Genomic DNA, 13,773 nt, shown 5'->3' with positions numbered 1-13,773 from the left:
TTATACATTATCAAAAAAGCCTAACAATAGGAACATTAAACTTTAAAAATGTTTTCAATATACTTGATTATTCCTTCTAGATATTGTATAATTATAATTGAATTTATAACATAGGTACATTTATTAATGAAAATTGGTTGATTATTATATTGATTTTTATTACTGGTAAGGAATTATTTTTCAATGTTTTTATTCCTTTTATTTTAGTTTTTAAACTTAAGCAAGTGTATTTATGATTTTAAAGAGAATAAGACCAAAACAGAGAGTTAGGGGGAGAAATCAATGGATCAAAAGGAATTACTTTTGGAAATTAAAGATTTACACACAAGTTTTAGAATCCGTGATGATTATTTTGACGCAGTAGATGGCGTTAATATGAAATTATTCTCTGATGAAATACTAGCTATAGTAGGCGAGAGTGGATGTGGTAAATCGACTTTAGCTACTACAATTATGGGTTTACATAATCCAAACTACACTCGTTCAACAGGCGAAATTCTGTTTGAAGGAAAGAATTTAGTAGGTTTGTCAGAAAAAGAATTTAATGAAATCAGAGGAGAAGGTATTGGAATGATTTTCCAAGATCCACTTTCATCTTTGAATCCTTTACAAAGAATTGGAAAACAAATCGAGGAAGGTTTGATTTATCATACAAAAATGAATGCTGAAGAAAGAAAAGCAAGAGTTTTAGAATTAATCGAACAAGTAGGTATTCCTAATCCTCCTCGTGTTGCTAGACAATATCCACATGAATTATCAGGTGGTATGAGACAAAGAGTTATAATAGCTATCGCTCTTGCTTGTAAACCTAAGATTATCATAGCAGATGAACCAACAACTGCTCTTGACGTAACAATTCAAGCACAAATCTTAGACCTTTTAGTTCAAATTCAAAAAGAAATTAATGCTGGAATTATTCTAATCACTCACGATTTAGGAGTTGTTGCTCAACTTGCTGATAGAGTTTGTGTAATGTATGCTGGACAAATAGTAGAAGAAGCACCTGTTTTAGAACTATTTACAAATGCAAAACACCCATACACTAGAAGTTTATTGAACAGTATTCCTCAAATGGATGCAGATGATGAAGATTTATATGTAATTCAAGGTATGGTTCCTTCACTAAAGAACTTACCAAGACATGGATGTAGATTTAAAGCTAGAATTCCTTGGGTTAAAGATGAAGAACATGAAGATGAACCTACAATGCATGAAGTTGGACCTGGACATTTCGTAAGATGTACTTGTTATAAGAACTTCCAATTCGAAGCAAAGGGGGATAATTAATGAGCTTTTTAGAAATTAAAGACCTTAAGGTTCACTATCCTATAAGAGGTGGCTTTTTCAATAAAATAGTTGACCATGTTTTAGCTGTTGATGGCGTTGATATGGAAATCGAAAAAGGAAAAACTTACGGACTTATCGGAGAAAGTGGTAGTGGTAAGAGTACTATCGGTAAATCTATAATCGGTCTTGAAAAAATTACAAGTGGACAAATTATTTTCGACGGAAAACCTCTTACTAAGAGAATGGTTAGAAAAGATAAAGCTTTTACTAGAGATGTTCAAATGATATTCCAAGATAATATGGCAAGTTTGGACCCTAAGAAAAGAGTTATTGATATTATATCTGAACCTCTTAGAAACTTCGAAAAAATGACTGTTAAAGAAGAAAGAAAGAAAGTTTTAGAACTTTTAGATATTGTTGGTATGCCAGAAGATGCACTATATAAATATTCATTCGAATTTTCTGGTGGTCAAAGACAAAGAATTGGTGTTGCCAGAGCAATAAGTTTAAATCCTAGACTTATCATTGCTGACGAACCAGTTTCAGCTCTTGACCTTTCAGTTCAAGCGCAAGTATTGAACTTCATGAAAAAAATTCAAAAAGATATGGGATTATCATACCTTTTCATTTCTCACGACCTTGGTGTTGTAAAGCACATGTGCGATTACATTAACATCATGTACAGAGGAAGACTTGTTGAAAAAGGAACAAAGGAAGATATCTATAAAAATCCACAACATATCTACACTAAGAGATTAATTGCTGCGATTCCAGAAACAGATCCAAGATTAAAAGAACAATTAATCGCAAATAGAATTAAAGTAGAAAAAGAATATAAAGAATTAGAAAAAGAATACTACAACGAAAAAGGTAGAGTATACGATTTAATTAAACTTACAGATACTCACTATGTAGCAAAAAAGGAGGTAAAATAATATGTGGAAAACCGTATTAAGAAGATTTCTTCTAATGATACCTCAATTAATAATATTAAGTATTTTAGTATTTATTTTGGCTAAATTAATGCCGGGGGATCCATTTACAGGACAAATCAATCCTAACACAGACCCTAAACAAATAGAAGCTTTAAGACAAAAATTTGGATTTTATGATCCATGGTACAAACAATATGCTAGATGGGTAACTAACATGCTTAAAGGTGATTTTGGTATTAGTTATGGATTTAAAGTACCAGTATCTGACCTTTTAGGACAAAGAGTTGGAAACACATTCTGGTTATCATTACTTTGTGTAACTTTCCTTTATATAATAGCATTACCACTTGGTGTGTTATCAGGTAGATACAGTGGAAGTAAGTTTGATAAAGCAGTTACATTATATAACTTTATAACTTATGCGATACCAGGCTTTATCTTCTACTTATTGATGATACTATTATTCTCATATACATTACACATATTCCCATCATCAGGTTCTGTTGATGCAGGTGTAAAAGGCTTCGCTTATGTAATTAGTAGATTAAGACATATGCTTTTACCAGCAATATGTTATGCTTTAATAGCTACAACAGGAACTGTTCAATACTTAAGAAACGAAGTTATTGATGCTAAAGGTTCAGACTATGTAAGAACTGCAAGAAGTAAGGGAGTACCTATTGATAAAGTTTATTCACATCATATCTTTAGAAACTCAATTTTACCAATAGCTGCATTCTTTGGTTTTACATTAACAGGACTTATCTCAGGTTCAGTATTTATGGAAACAATCTTTGGATATCCAGGAATGGGTAAGTTATTCATGGAAGCTATTCAATCAAGAGATTATTCAGTATTAACAGTTTTAATTATGATTTTTGGATTCTTAACTCTATTAGGAAGTTTGTTATCAGACATCATTATGAGTATAGTTGATCCAAGAATCAGAATAGAGTAATAGGGGGAGTGAGAAGATGAGTAGAAAAAAAGAAATGCAAAAAGATGCTTCCCAACATAATGAACATATAACTCCAAGTGCTTTTAAAGTAATTGTTAGAGAATTTAAAAAAGATAAATTAGCAACATTTTCACTTGTAGTTTTAACATTAATAATTTTAACAGTATTTATAGGAAGTATGTTCTTCGATGTAAAAGAAGTAATGAAAGTTAATCTAATGGATTCATTCCTAAGACCTGGCGAAGGCGGATATGTTTTAGGAACTGACCAAGGTGGTAGATCACTTCTAGGACAACTTTTCATCGGAACAAGAAACTCAATCATAATTGGGGCTTCTGTAACAGTTTTAACTAATGTAGTAGGTATTATTGTTGGTTTAATTATCGGATTCTACGGTGGTATCGTAGATAATATCATCATGAGAATTATCGACTTTATCCAAGTATTACCAACACTTATGCTTATCATCGTATTCGTAACATTAGTTCCAAAATATGATATGGTTACATTCGTATTTATCATGAGTGTATTCTATTGGACAGGTATTGCAAGACTTGTAAGATCAAAAGCTCTTTCTGAAGGAAGACGTGATTATATAAGCGCATCTAAGACAATGGGAACACCATCATGGAAGATAATGTTTGGAGGAATTTTACCAAATATCAGTTCAATCCTTATCATCAGTGCTATCTTAGATTTAGCTGGTAATATGGGTATTGAAATCGGACTTACATTCCTTGGATTCGGTTTACCACCAGGAGTACCATCACTTGGAACTCTTATCAATCAGGCGTTAGACCCAACAATCTTAAGAGATAGAATGTATATTTGGTTCCCTGCATCAATGTTAGTACTTGTGCTAATGCTTTCAATCAACTATGCTGGACAAGCATTAAGAAGAGCATCAGACGCAAAACAAAGATTAGGTTAGAATTAAACATAAAAAATAAGCGTAGAAATATCTACGCTTTTTTATTGTAATAAATTCAAAAAAATAAAAAAGATGGTTGCAATTGCATCCATCTTTTTAATTTATATTTTAATATGACAGCAGAGTAATTTGTATTTATCTATACTGGGAGGATTATAAAGAACAAAAGCTATGCTGGCATATGTACGTGTGGCAGTAAAGAAAAGGAAAACTTATGGGAGGAGTTTATTATCTTGAAAACTACCACACACTATATATATACCATAAATTTGTAACTTAAAACATAAAATTTACAATTTCTAAAATAATTTTCCAATAAAATCACATATTACTTTAATTAACATGATATAAGATGTTATTTAGTCAACAATAAAATGTATTAAAGGATAGGTCGATTTAAGTCTTTTTTACAGGTATAAAATTACATTTATAAATATAGTATAAAAAATATTGAAAAAAAGTAGAAAAATTTTAACACCCATTATATTTTAATATATCGTATAAAACAACAATACTTAACGTAATAATACTATGCAAAGAAAAGCCCTCAACATGTCATCTTGACTGTGGTGTTAGTGGAGTGAATCTAGTCCTAACTTTTTTATAAGGTTTAGATACTTAAATTTCTTACGTCATAGCAACTAGCAAAGAGATATTCCCAACACGTCATCTTGAGCGTAGTCGAAAGATCTCAACTATTGCTTGTTTACAAGCAATAGTATTTCTGAAAGAAATAAAAAATGAATTTATAATCTATGTATCTACGATACATTTACTTTTGCTAAAGCAAAAGTATGAGATTTCTCCACTGCACTCAGCTTCGCTTCGTTTCGGTCGAAATGACGTATAAGGGAAAAAACGTAGTTTTGTAGCTAGACGTTAAAAGTAGATAAACTTCGAATTATCTTTATAAATATAGTGTAAAAAATATAATAGAAAATCATGTAATTTTATTTAAAAATTGCATATAAAACAAAATAATTCACGTCATAGCAATTAGCAAAGAAATACTCCCAACACGCCATTTCGACCGAAACGAGTAAAACGAATGAAGTGAATCTAGCCCTAACTTTTTTGTAAGGTATAGAAACTTAAATATCTTACGTCATAGGAATTAGCAAGGAGATACTCCTAACACGTCATTTCGACCGAAATAAGTGAAACGAATGAAGTGGAGAGATCTCATTACTATTATTTGTTTACAAATAATAGTAAGTCCTGTAAAGGACTTATAAACCAATTACCAATCTTCTGATAAATCTTTTAATTCAGGATTTAAAGATTTAATCAAATTAAATTTTTTCTCTCTATTCCAATGTTTTAATTGTTTTTCTCTAGTAATAGCATCTAAAGCATATTCAGTCGTTTCATAATAAAGTAAAACATTTAGATTATATTTTTTAGAAAAACCATCTAATAATTTGTTTTTATGTTCATATAATCTTCTTTCAATATTTCTTGTAATACCAATATACAAAACATTTCTAAAATTATTAGAAATTATATACACATAAAACATATAATCCTCCTTGTGAAAAAGTAATTAAAAATTTATCCAATGATTTATTAAAAATATTCTATCAAAAATAGAATTTCTATACAATACTTGATGTATCTACGATACATTTACTTTTACTAAAGCAAAAGTATGAGATTTCTCCACTGCACTCAGCTTCGCTTCGTTTCGGTCGAAATGACGTATAAGGAAATAAAACTTGTTAAAGAGCTAGACGTTAAAGGTAAATAAACTTTAAAAAATATTTTTATAAATATTATAGAAATGAATAAAATTACCATAACTAGAATTTAAAAATTGCATATAAAACAAAATGATTCACGTCTTAGTGCTTTTAAAAGAAATCTTCCTAACACGTCATCTCGACCGTAGTGAAACGGAGTGGAGAGATCTCATACTATTATTTGTTTACAAATAATAGTAAGTCCTGCAAAGGACTTATATAAAAACAATAAATCTATATATAATTGCAACGTAATTATCTAAAATACTTTTTTTTTATATATTTTATGTATCTACGATACATTTACTTTTGCTAAAGCAAAAGTATGAGATTTCTCCACTGCACTCAGCTTCGCTTCGTTTCGGTCGAAATGACGTATAAGGGAAAAAACGTAGTTTTGTAGCTAGACGTTAAAAGTAGATAAACTTCGAATTATCTTTATAAATATAGTGTAAAAAATATAATAGAAAATCATGTAATTTTATTTAAAAAGTTAGACTATAAAGCAAAATAATTCACGTCATAGCAACTAGCAAAGAAAAACTCCCGACACGTCATCTCGACTGGAGCGTTAGCGAAACGGAGAGATCTCAACTATTGCTTGTTTACAAGCAATAGTATTTCTGAAAGAAATAAAAAAACTCCACTTTGTGGAGTTTTAATTATTTTTTGTTATCAACTTTGTACAAATCTGCAAGGCATCTATAATTCATATTGTCTTCTTCATCAAGAATAGTATTGTCATCTACAATTACTAATTTGTATTTAAAATCTTTTGCAACAATATACTTTTTTCCGTCTTTTTCTTCAATTTTTACGTCAGTATATTCTTTTGGAATACTTTTTTCATATTTATCTCTATCTTTTTCAATTTGTTCAGGTGTTGAATTAGGAGTTATTGGACTTGGACCTTGAAACATTAGTCTTGGAGCTTTTGATTCCTCCTTAATTATTACTATCTGGCCTCCTTTTTCACCATCAAAAACTTTGTTTTCCAGTTTTTTCAGTGCAGCAGAAGATCCACATGAACACAACATAAAAGAAACTAACAATAAACTTATAAATTTTTTTAGCTTAGTCATAACACTCCTCCTAGCAAATAAATATTTATGAAATTATAGCATAATATACTATTTAACAAAGTAATACTCTACTATATTTCTAAGTTTATTGTAGCACTAATTTTTGCTTTAGTCAAGTATTTTTTTACAAAAGCACAATGTACGATTTTTAATCCTTGTTATTATGTAGATATCATAGTTACATTGACTTTTTTATCTGAATTTAGTATAATTATACGAATGGTAATGTAAATTTTTAAGGAGAGATACTATGGACGAAAAAGAAATATTTTTAACAGCCGAAGGCTTAAAAAAATTAGAATTAGAATTAGAAGAATTAAAAACTGTTAAGAGAAAAGAAATAGCAGAGAAAATAAAGATTGCAAGAGATTTTGGAGACCTTTCTGAAAACTCTGAATATGATGAAGCTAAGAATGAACAAGCTCAAATAGAAGAAAAAATCATTAAACTTGACAATATGATTGCTAATGCAAAGATTATTGATGAAGTTGAACTTGATACTAAAACTGTTAATGTTGGAGCTACTGTTACTTTGGTTCAAGTTGCAACTAAGAAAAAAATAGAATATACAATTGTTGGTTCTGCTGAAAGTAATCCTCTTGAAGGAAAGATTTCAAACGAATCACCAGTTGGTAGAGCTATTTTAGGTAAGAAAAAAGGCACTAAAGTTCAAGTACAATTACCAAATGGTAATGTTGTTGAATACAAAATAGATAGTATTAAGAGAAATTAAGGAGTGATATTGTGGAAGAACAAAATTTAAATGAAATGCTCTTAGTTAGAAGACAAAAGTTACATGACTTAGTAGATGCTGGTAAAGATCCGCATGAAATTGAAAAGTTTGAAGGTGCAATTTACTCAAAAGAAATTAAAGATAATTATGATAATTACGAGGGAAAAGTTGTAAGACTTGCTGGTCGTATTATGACTAAGAGAGGACATGGAAAAGTTTGTTTCATGGACTTACAAGACTTTTCTGGAAGAATACAACTTTTTAATAAGCTTGATGTTTTAGGCGAAAGCTATGAAGAAGTTAAAACTTTGGATTTAGGAGATATTGTTGGTGTTGAAGGTGAAGTTTTCACAACTCATGCTGGAGAAATCTCAATTAGAAGTTCAAAGGTTGTTTTACTTACAAAATCTTTACAACTTTTACCAGAAAAATTCCATGGTTTAAAAGATGTTGATTTAAGATATAGACAAAGATATGTTGATTTAATTGTAAATCCAGAAATTAAAGATGTTTTTGTAATGAGAAGTAAAATTATTTCTGCTATTAGAAAATATCTTGATAGTAGAGGATTTTTGGAAGTTGAAACTCCAATTTTAAATACAATTGCTGGTGGAGCTAATGCAAGACCTTTTATCACTCATCATAATACTTTAGATATCGATATGTATTTAAGAATTGCTAATGAATTATATTTAAAGAGATTAATCGTTGGTGGTTTTGATAAAGTTTATGAAATGGGAAGAATGTTCAGAAATGAAGGTATGGATAAACTTCATAACCCTGAATATACTGCAATTGAATTATATCAAGCATATGTTGATTATGAAGAAATGATGACTCTTTGCGAAGAAATGGTTTATACTGTTTGCATGGAAGTTATTGGAAAAGCAGAAATAGAATTACAAGGTAAAGTTATTGACTTTAAACCACCTTGGAGAAGAATTTCAATGGTTGATGCTGTTAAGGAATATGCAGGAGTTGACTTTGAAACTATTTTAACTGATGAAGAAGCAAGAAAGATTGCTATCGAAAAGAAAGTTGAAGTTAAAGAAAATACTACAAGAGGAGAAATTATTTCTCTATTCTTTGAAGAGTTCTGTGAAGAATATATGGTTCAACCTACTTTTGTTACTAAGCATCCTGTTGAAATCAGTCCACTTGCTAAGAGAGATCCTAAGGACAAGAGATATACTCAAAGATTTGAAGCTTTTGTTAATTGTGGAGAAATCGCAAATGCGTTTAGTGAGTTAAATGATGCTATTGATCAAAAACAAAGATTTTTAAAACAAGTTGAAGCTAGAGAAAATGGAGATGAAGAAGCTCAAATGATGGATTATGATTTCATCAATGCGCTTGAAATCGGTCTTCCTCCAACTGGCGGTATGGGAATCGGTGTTGATAGACTTATTATGTACTTAACTAATCAAGATACAATAAGAGATGTTTTACTTTTCCCAACTATGAAACCTGTTGTTGAAAAGGATAGTGAATAGGAGTTCATTATGAAAAAGAAAAATTTATTACCAATTTGTTTAGTTTGTCTTTCTTTTGTTGGTTGTCAAAGTTTCCATACTGGAAAAGTAGTTATTGACAATAATAAGAATCAAGAAAAAGTTGAAAGTGTTGAATATATTGTTGTTGATGAAGAAGATAAGGAATCTTTAATCAATAATATTAAATCTGGAAAAGGTGCTGTTATTGATAAAAAGAAAAGTTCTACATTAGAAAAGACTGATGAGAGTGCTGATGTAACAAATGATGCAGATAAGAAGAACGAAAATAATAATAGTAACAACAATAATAGATAGGATAGTGATTATATGAGAATAGAATTTTCTCCGCCAGATATTACTCAATTAGAGATTGATGAAGTTGTTGACACTTTAAAATCAGGTTGGATAACAACTGGCCCAAAGACAAAAAAATTAGAACAAGAGCTTTCAGTTTTTACAAACACAGACAAGACTGTTTGTTTAAATTCTGCAACTGCAGCTATGGAGCTAACTTTAAGATTACTTGGAGTTGGAACTGGAGATGAAGTTATAACTTGCGCATATACATATAGTGCATCTGCAAGTGTTATTCATCATGTAGGAGCGAAAATTGTCTTGGTTGATACTAATAAAGAAGATAAGTTTATGGACTTAAAGGCTTTGGAAGATGCTATTACAGAAAAGACAAAGGTAATTATTCCTGTTGATTTAGCCGGAAAGCCTTGTAAATATGATGAAATTTTTGAAATTGTAGAAAGAAAGAAATCTTTATTTAGACCAAATAATAAATTACAAGAAAAAATTGGTAGAGTTGTAGTTATGGCTGATGCTGCACATTCACTAGGAGCTGAATATAAGGGTAATCCAAGTGGAAGCATTGCTGATTTTACTTGTTTCTCTTTCCATGCAGTTAAAAACTTTACAGTGGCTGAGGGAGGCTCAGTTACTTGGAATAGAGCTTTAGGTTTAGATGATGATGAAATTTATAGAGAATTTCAACTTTTATCTTTACATGGACAATCAAAAGACGCTCTTTCAAAGACGAAACTAGGTTCCTGGGAGTATGATATTGTTGCTCCTAATTACAAATGCAATTTAACTGATATTGCTTCTGGAATCGGTCTAGCTCAATTAAAGAGATATCCAGATCTTTTGAAAAGACGTTTTGAAATCGTGGAAAGATACAATAGAGGATTTGAAGGAACAAGAGTAAAGCCTTTTGTTCACTTTGAAGAAGATAAAAAATCTTGCTGTCATCTTTATATTGTAAATATTGAGGGTGTAAGTGAAGAAGAGAGAAATGAAATAATTGTAAAAATGGCTGAAAAAGGAATTGCAACAAATGTTCACTACAAGCCATTACCTATGCATACAGCTTATAAGAATTTAGGATTTGATATTAAAAATTATCCAAATGCTTATAATAATTATAAGTCACAAATTACTTTGCCACTTCATACATTATTAACAGATGAACAAGTTGATTATATAATTGAAAATTTAAAGGCGTTGGTGTAATTATGAAGATAAAAAAAGTCGTTATTCCGACTGCTGGACTTGCAACAAGAATGTTTCCTGCAACTAAGGGTGTTCCAAAGGCAATGTTGCCAATTTTCGATAAACCTACTTTACAATATGTAATTGAAGAAGTTGTGGAAGCTGGGATTGATGAAGTAATTCTTATTGTAAATGAAGATTATTTTACAATTGACAAGCATTTTAATTCTGAAATTGATCTACGGGTTAAAAATTCAGGTAATGTTTTGGAAAAAGATATTAAAGCTTTGGAAAAAATATTAAAATGTAAGATTAGTTTTATAATTCAAAAAGAGCAAAAAGGATTAGGTCATGCTATTCTTTGCGCAAAGGAAGCTGTAAATGGAGAAGACTTCTGTGTTGTTTTAGGCGATGTTATTATTGATTGTAAAGATAGTTCTTGTTCAAAAGAACTTGTAGATATCTATAATAAATACGAAAAGACAGTTGTAGGAGTTGAATATGTACCTGATGAAAAAAGACGTAATTACGGAATTTTAGAAGGTAAAGAGATAGAAAAAAATGTTTTTGACTCTACAAGACTTATTGAAAAACCGAATATTGATGAAACGAATTCAAATTTAGCAATGGTTGGGAGATACATTGTGAAAAATGAAATATTTGATATTCTTGAAAATCAAAAAGCGGGTAAAAATGGAGAAATACAATTTACAGACTCATTAAATGAATTGACTTTAAAGGGAGATTTATTAGGCTATAAATTTGACGGAAAAACTTATGACGTTGGAAATAAAGTTGGAGTTCTGATTGCAAGTATTGAATACGGATTGAAAGATGAAGCAAATAAAGATTCTATAAAAGAGTACTTGAAAGATTTAGTTTCTTCAGATTTTAAAATGGGAGAATAATAATGACCAGAAAAATATTTTTAGTAATATTAGATATTATTGTTATAAATCTTTGTTACTATTTGGGATTTTTATTAAAATTTGATTGGCAAATTCCTGCACGTTATTGGGAAATGTATATGAAATGGATAATTCCTATAGTTTTAACTAAAATTGTAGTGTTTGCTCTGTTTGGTCTATATAGAGTAATGTGGAGATATGCTGATTTTAAAGAGTTGTTTAGAATATTTATGGCAATTGTTATTGCAAATGTTCTAACAGCTGGATTTTTAATCTCAATGAGCGTAGGATTTCCTAGAAGTGTTATGGCACTTGTATTTGTAATAGATGTATTTTTTGTTACAGGCACAAGATATCTTTCAAAAGCTAGAAAGAATTTAGTTTTTTCAATTCCTGTGGATAGACTAAAAAGAGTTTTAATCATAGGAGCTGGAGATGCTGGAGTTTTAGTACTTAATGAACTTAAAAAACATAAGGAATTAGGATATAAAGTTGTAGCCTTTATTGATGATGATAAAAATAAAGTGGGAACTGAAATACTTGGTATTCCTGTAGTTGGTGGAAAGGAAAAGATAATTTCTGCCATAAGTAATTACAGAATAGATGAAGTTATTTTAGCAATGCCATCAGCAAATAGAGAAACTCAAAAAGACATTTCAGATATATGTTCAAAACTTTCAATGAAGATAAAAATAATACCTGGAATGTATGAATTAATAGATGATCAAAAATTAAATATAAGAGATTTAAGAGATGTTGAAATTGGAGACTTGCTTGGACGTGATGAAGTTAAGTTAGACCAAGAAGTACTAAATGGTTTCTTAAAAGATAAAACTGTTTTAGTAACAGGTGGAGGTGGTTCAATCGGCTCCGAACTTTGTAGACAAATATCAAAATTTAGTCCTAAAAGATTGATAATTTTAGACATCTATGAAAATAATGCTTATGAAATTCAAATGGAGCTTGTAAGACATTACAAGGATTTGGATTTAGTTGTAGAAATTGAATCAATCAGAGATGCTGAAAGAATGGATATAATATTTGGAAAATATAAACCAGATGTAGTATTTCACGCAGCCGCTCACAAACATGTTCCACTTATGGAAAATAGCTCAACTTCTGCAATTAAAAACAATGTTTTTGGAACATTAAATGTTATAAGAGCTTGTGATAAAAATAATGTTTCAAAATTCGTTTTAATTTCAACAGATAAAGCTGTAAATCCGACATCTGTAATGGGAACTACAAAGAGAATTTGTGAAATGTTAGTTCAAACATATAACGAAAAATCTAAAACAGAATTTGTTGCAGTTAGATTTGGAAATGTATTGGGCTCAAACGGATCTGTAATACCACTTTTCATAAATCAAATAAAAGAGGGTGGACCTGTTACAGTTACTCACGAAGATATAATAAGATACTTTATGACAATTCCTGAAGCTTGCCAACTTGTATTACAAGCGGGAGCAATTGCCAAAGGGGGAGAAATCTTTATACTCGATATGGGAGAGCCTGTTAAAATTCTTGACTTGGCAAAGAACCTTATCAGACTTTCAGGTTATGAACCTTATAAAGACATTGACATAAAGATTACAGGACTTAGACCCGGAGAAAAACTTTATGAAGAATTACTATTAAATATGGAAAATTCAGTTGCGACTGACTATGAAAAAATATTTATAGAAAAACCGATAGTTCATAATGTAGAAGCCCTAAAAGATGGACTAGAAAGACTTGATAAAGTTAAAAATACTCTGGACAAAAAAGAAATTACAGACATCTTAAAAGACATGGTTCCGACATTTAAGCCGGACTTATTGAATAAATAGACACACAAAAAACTCCACCGAAATGGTGGAGTTTTTTGTACAATCTTATAAAAATCTATTGACTTTATAATTCTATTATTGTATAATAATCAAAGGAAATTTGACGGAGGTAATTTTTATGGCAAATTCAGTTAAAATGTCAGTTTTTAATAGCAATAAAAAGTGTTTAATTGACTCTTCTGTTTTTGTTTCTAATTTTTTCCGTTTTAATAATTTTGATATTTTAGTCGGCAAATCATTTGTTTTAAATGGTCTTTCCGACTTTTTTTTGAGCTTGGTAAAATCTCCTTTTGTTGAAGCTGTTAAAGGCTTTTTAAAGGGCTTTTACTCTCATTTTTATTCAATATTTGTTTTTAATAATTTGAATTTTAGGAAATAACT

13 protein-coding genes are annotated in these 13,773 nt (G+C 30.0%); 11 read left to right on the top strand and 2 right to left on the bottom strand.

Features of this window, described 5'->3' with window-relative positions:
* Positions 1-282 precede the first annotated feature (282 nt).
* From ACLGL0_RS03525 to ACLGL0_RS03510, 4 genes are read left to right on the top strand one after another with little or no spacing between them, the layout of a single operon-like run.
* Positions 283-1,287, top strand: coding sequence for an ABC transporter ATP-binding protein (locus ACLGL0_RS03525; RefSeq protein WP_314557964.1), 1,005 nt, complete (start codon positions 283-285; stop codon positions 1,285-1,287).
* Positions 1,287-2,222, top strand: coding sequence for an ATP-binding cassette domain-containing protein (locus ACLGL0_RS03520; protein ID WP_314557966.1), 936 nt, complete (start codon positions 1,287-1,289; stop codon positions 2,220-2,222). Before ACLGL0_RS03525 ends, ACLGL0_RS03520 begins: the two co-directional genes overlap by 1 nt.
* A 1-nt stretch (position 2,223) precedes the next feature.
* The gene (opp4B, locus tag ACLGL0_RS03515) at positions 2,224-3,180 is read left to right on the top strand and encodes an oligopeptide ABC transporter permease (RefSeq protein WP_411010352.1); all 957 of its coding nucleotides are present in this window, start codon (positions 2,224-2,226) and stop codon (positions 3,178-3,180) included.
* A gap of 16 nt (positions 3,181-3,196) precedes the next feature.
* Complete coding sequence (locus ACLGL0_RS03510) at positions 3,197-4,111, top strand: ABC transporter permease (protein WP_411013648.1); 915 nt, start codon at positions 3,197-3,199, stop codon at positions 4,109-4,111.
* Between the two features lie 1,240 nt (positions 4,112-5,351).
* Here ACLGL0_RS03510 and ACLGL0_RS03505 read toward each other — a convergent pair.
* Complete coding sequence (locus ACLGL0_RS03505; RefSeq protein WP_411013647.1) at positions 5,352-5,630, bottom strand: GIY-YIG nuclease family protein; 279 nt, start codon at positions 5,628-5,630, stop codon at positions 5,352-5,354.
* 882 nt (positions 5,631-6,512) lie between these two features.
* A complete protein-coding gene (locus tag ACLGL0_RS03500; protein WP_411013646.1) occupies positions 6,513-6,932 on the bottom strand; it encodes a hypothetical protein in 420 nt (139 codons plus the stop codon).
* Between the two features lie 250 nt (positions 6,933-7,182).
* On the opposite strand from ACLGL0_RS03500, the gene greA reads away from it, so the two are divergent.
* The 7 genes from greA (at position 7,183) to ACLGL0_RS03465 (ending at position 13,771) form a co-directional block, all read left to right on the top strand.
* Positions 7,183-7,665 (top strand): transcription elongation factor GreA, encoded by a 483-nt coding sequence (greA, locus tag ACLGL0_RS03495; RefSeq protein ID WP_233055928.1) that lies wholly within the window; start codon positions 7,183-7,185, stop codon positions 7,663-7,665.
* Positions 7,666-7,700: 35 nt separating this feature from the next.
* A complete protein-coding gene (gene lysS, locus ACLGL0_RS03490) occupies positions 7,701-9,158 on the top strand; it encodes a lysine--tRNA ligase (protein ID WP_411013709.1) in 1,458 nt (485 codons plus the stop codon).
* Between the two features lie 9 nt (positions 9,159-9,167).
* Positions 9,168-9,473, top strand: a complete 306-nt coding sequence (locus tag ACLGL0_RS03485) for a hypothetical protein (RefSeq protein WP_314557972.1) — start codon at positions 9,168-9,170, stop codon at positions 9,471-9,473.
* Positions 9,474-9,485: 12 nt separating this feature from the next.
* On the top strand, positions 9,486-10,676 hold the full coding sequence (locus ACLGL0_RS03480; protein WP_411013645.1) for a DegT/DnrJ/EryC1/StrS family aminotransferase: 1,191 nt from the start codon (positions 9,486-9,488) through the stop codon (positions 10,674-10,676).
* Between the two features lie 2 nt (positions 10,677-10,678).
* Positions 10,679-11,563 carry a UTP--glucose-1-phosphate uridylyltransferase gene (locus tag ACLGL0_RS03475; protein ID WP_411013644.1) on the top strand — a complete coding sequence of 295 codons (885 nt, stop codon included), beginning with the start codon at positions 10,679-10,681 and terminating at the stop codon, positions 11,561-11,563.
* 2 nt (positions 11,564-11,565) lie between these two features.
* Positions 11,566-13,392 carry a polysaccharide biosynthesis protein gene (locus ACLGL0_RS03470; protein WP_411013643.1) on the top strand — a complete coding sequence of 609 codons (1,827 nt, stop codon included), beginning with the start codon at positions 11,566-11,568 and terminating at the stop codon, positions 13,390-13,392.
* 118 nt (positions 13,393-13,510) lie between these two features.
* A complete protein-coding gene (locus ACLGL0_RS03465; RefSeq protein ID WP_411013642.1) occupies positions 13,511-13,771 on the top strand; it encodes a hypothetical protein in 261 nt (86 codons plus the stop codon).
* Positions 13,772-13,773 lie beyond the last annotated feature (2 nt).

Source organism: Parvimonas pharyngis, from assembly GCF_046569675.1.
Classification (GTDB): domain Bacteria; phylum Bacillota; class Clostridia; order Tissierellales; family Peptoniphilaceae; genus Parvimonas.
The sequence above is the reverse complement of the archived record's forward strand: the minus strand, read 5'-3'. Positions and strand labels throughout refer to the sequence as shown.

Bases quoted from the DNA above. Each gene is read 5' to 3' on its own strand.
- ACLGL0_RS03520 (WP_314557966.1), top strand. From the start codon at position 1,287: ATGAGCTTTTTAGAAATTAAAGACCTTAAGGTTCACTATCCTATAAGA.
- lysS (WP_411013709.1), top strand. From the start codon at position 7,701: ATGCTCTTAGTTAGAAGACAAAAGTTACATGACTTAGTAGATGCTGGT.
- greA (WP_233055928.1), top strand. From the start codon at position 7,183: ATGGACGAAAAAGAAATATTTTTAACAGCCGAAGGCTTAAAAAAATTA.
- ACLGL0_RS03510 (WP_411013648.1), top strand. From the start codon at position 3,197: ATGAGTAGAAAAAAAGAAATGCAAAAAGATGCTTCCCAACATAATGAA.
- ACLGL0_RS03465 (WP_411013642.1), top strand. From the start codon at position 13,511: ATGGCAAATTCAGTTAAAATGTCAGTTTTTAATAGCAATAAAAAGTGT.
- ACLGL0_RS03525 (WP_314557964.1), top strand. From the start codon at position 283: ATGGATCAAAAGGAATTACTTTTGGAAATTAAAGATTTACACACAAGT.
- ACLGL0_RS03480 (WP_411013645.1), top strand. From the start codon at position 9,486: ATGAGAATAGAATTTTCTCCGCCAGATATTACTCAATTAGAGATTGAT.
- opp4B (WP_411010352.1), top strand. From the start codon at position 2,224: ATGTGGAAAACCGTATTAAGAAGATTTCTTCTAATGATACCTCAATTA.
- ACLGL0_RS03505 (WP_411013647.1), bottom strand. From the start codon at position 5,630: ATGTTTTATGTGTATATAATTTCTAATAATTTTAGAAATGTTTTGTAT.
- ACLGL0_RS03485 (WP_314557972.1), top strand. From the start codon at position 9,168: ATGAAAAAGAAAAATTTATTACCAATTTGTTTAGTTTGTCTTTCTTTT.
- ACLGL0_RS03470 (WP_411013643.1), top strand. From the start codon at position 11,566: ATGACCAGAAAAATATTTTTAGTAATATTAGATATTATTGTTATAAAT.
- ACLGL0_RS03475 (WP_411013644.1), top strand. From the start codon at position 10,679: ATGAAGATAAAAAAAGTCGTTATTCCGACTGCTGGACTTGCAACAAGA.
- ACLGL0_RS03500 (WP_411013646.1), bottom strand. From the start codon at position 6,932: ATGACTAAGCTAAAAAAATTTATAAGTTTATTGTTAGTTTCTTTTATG.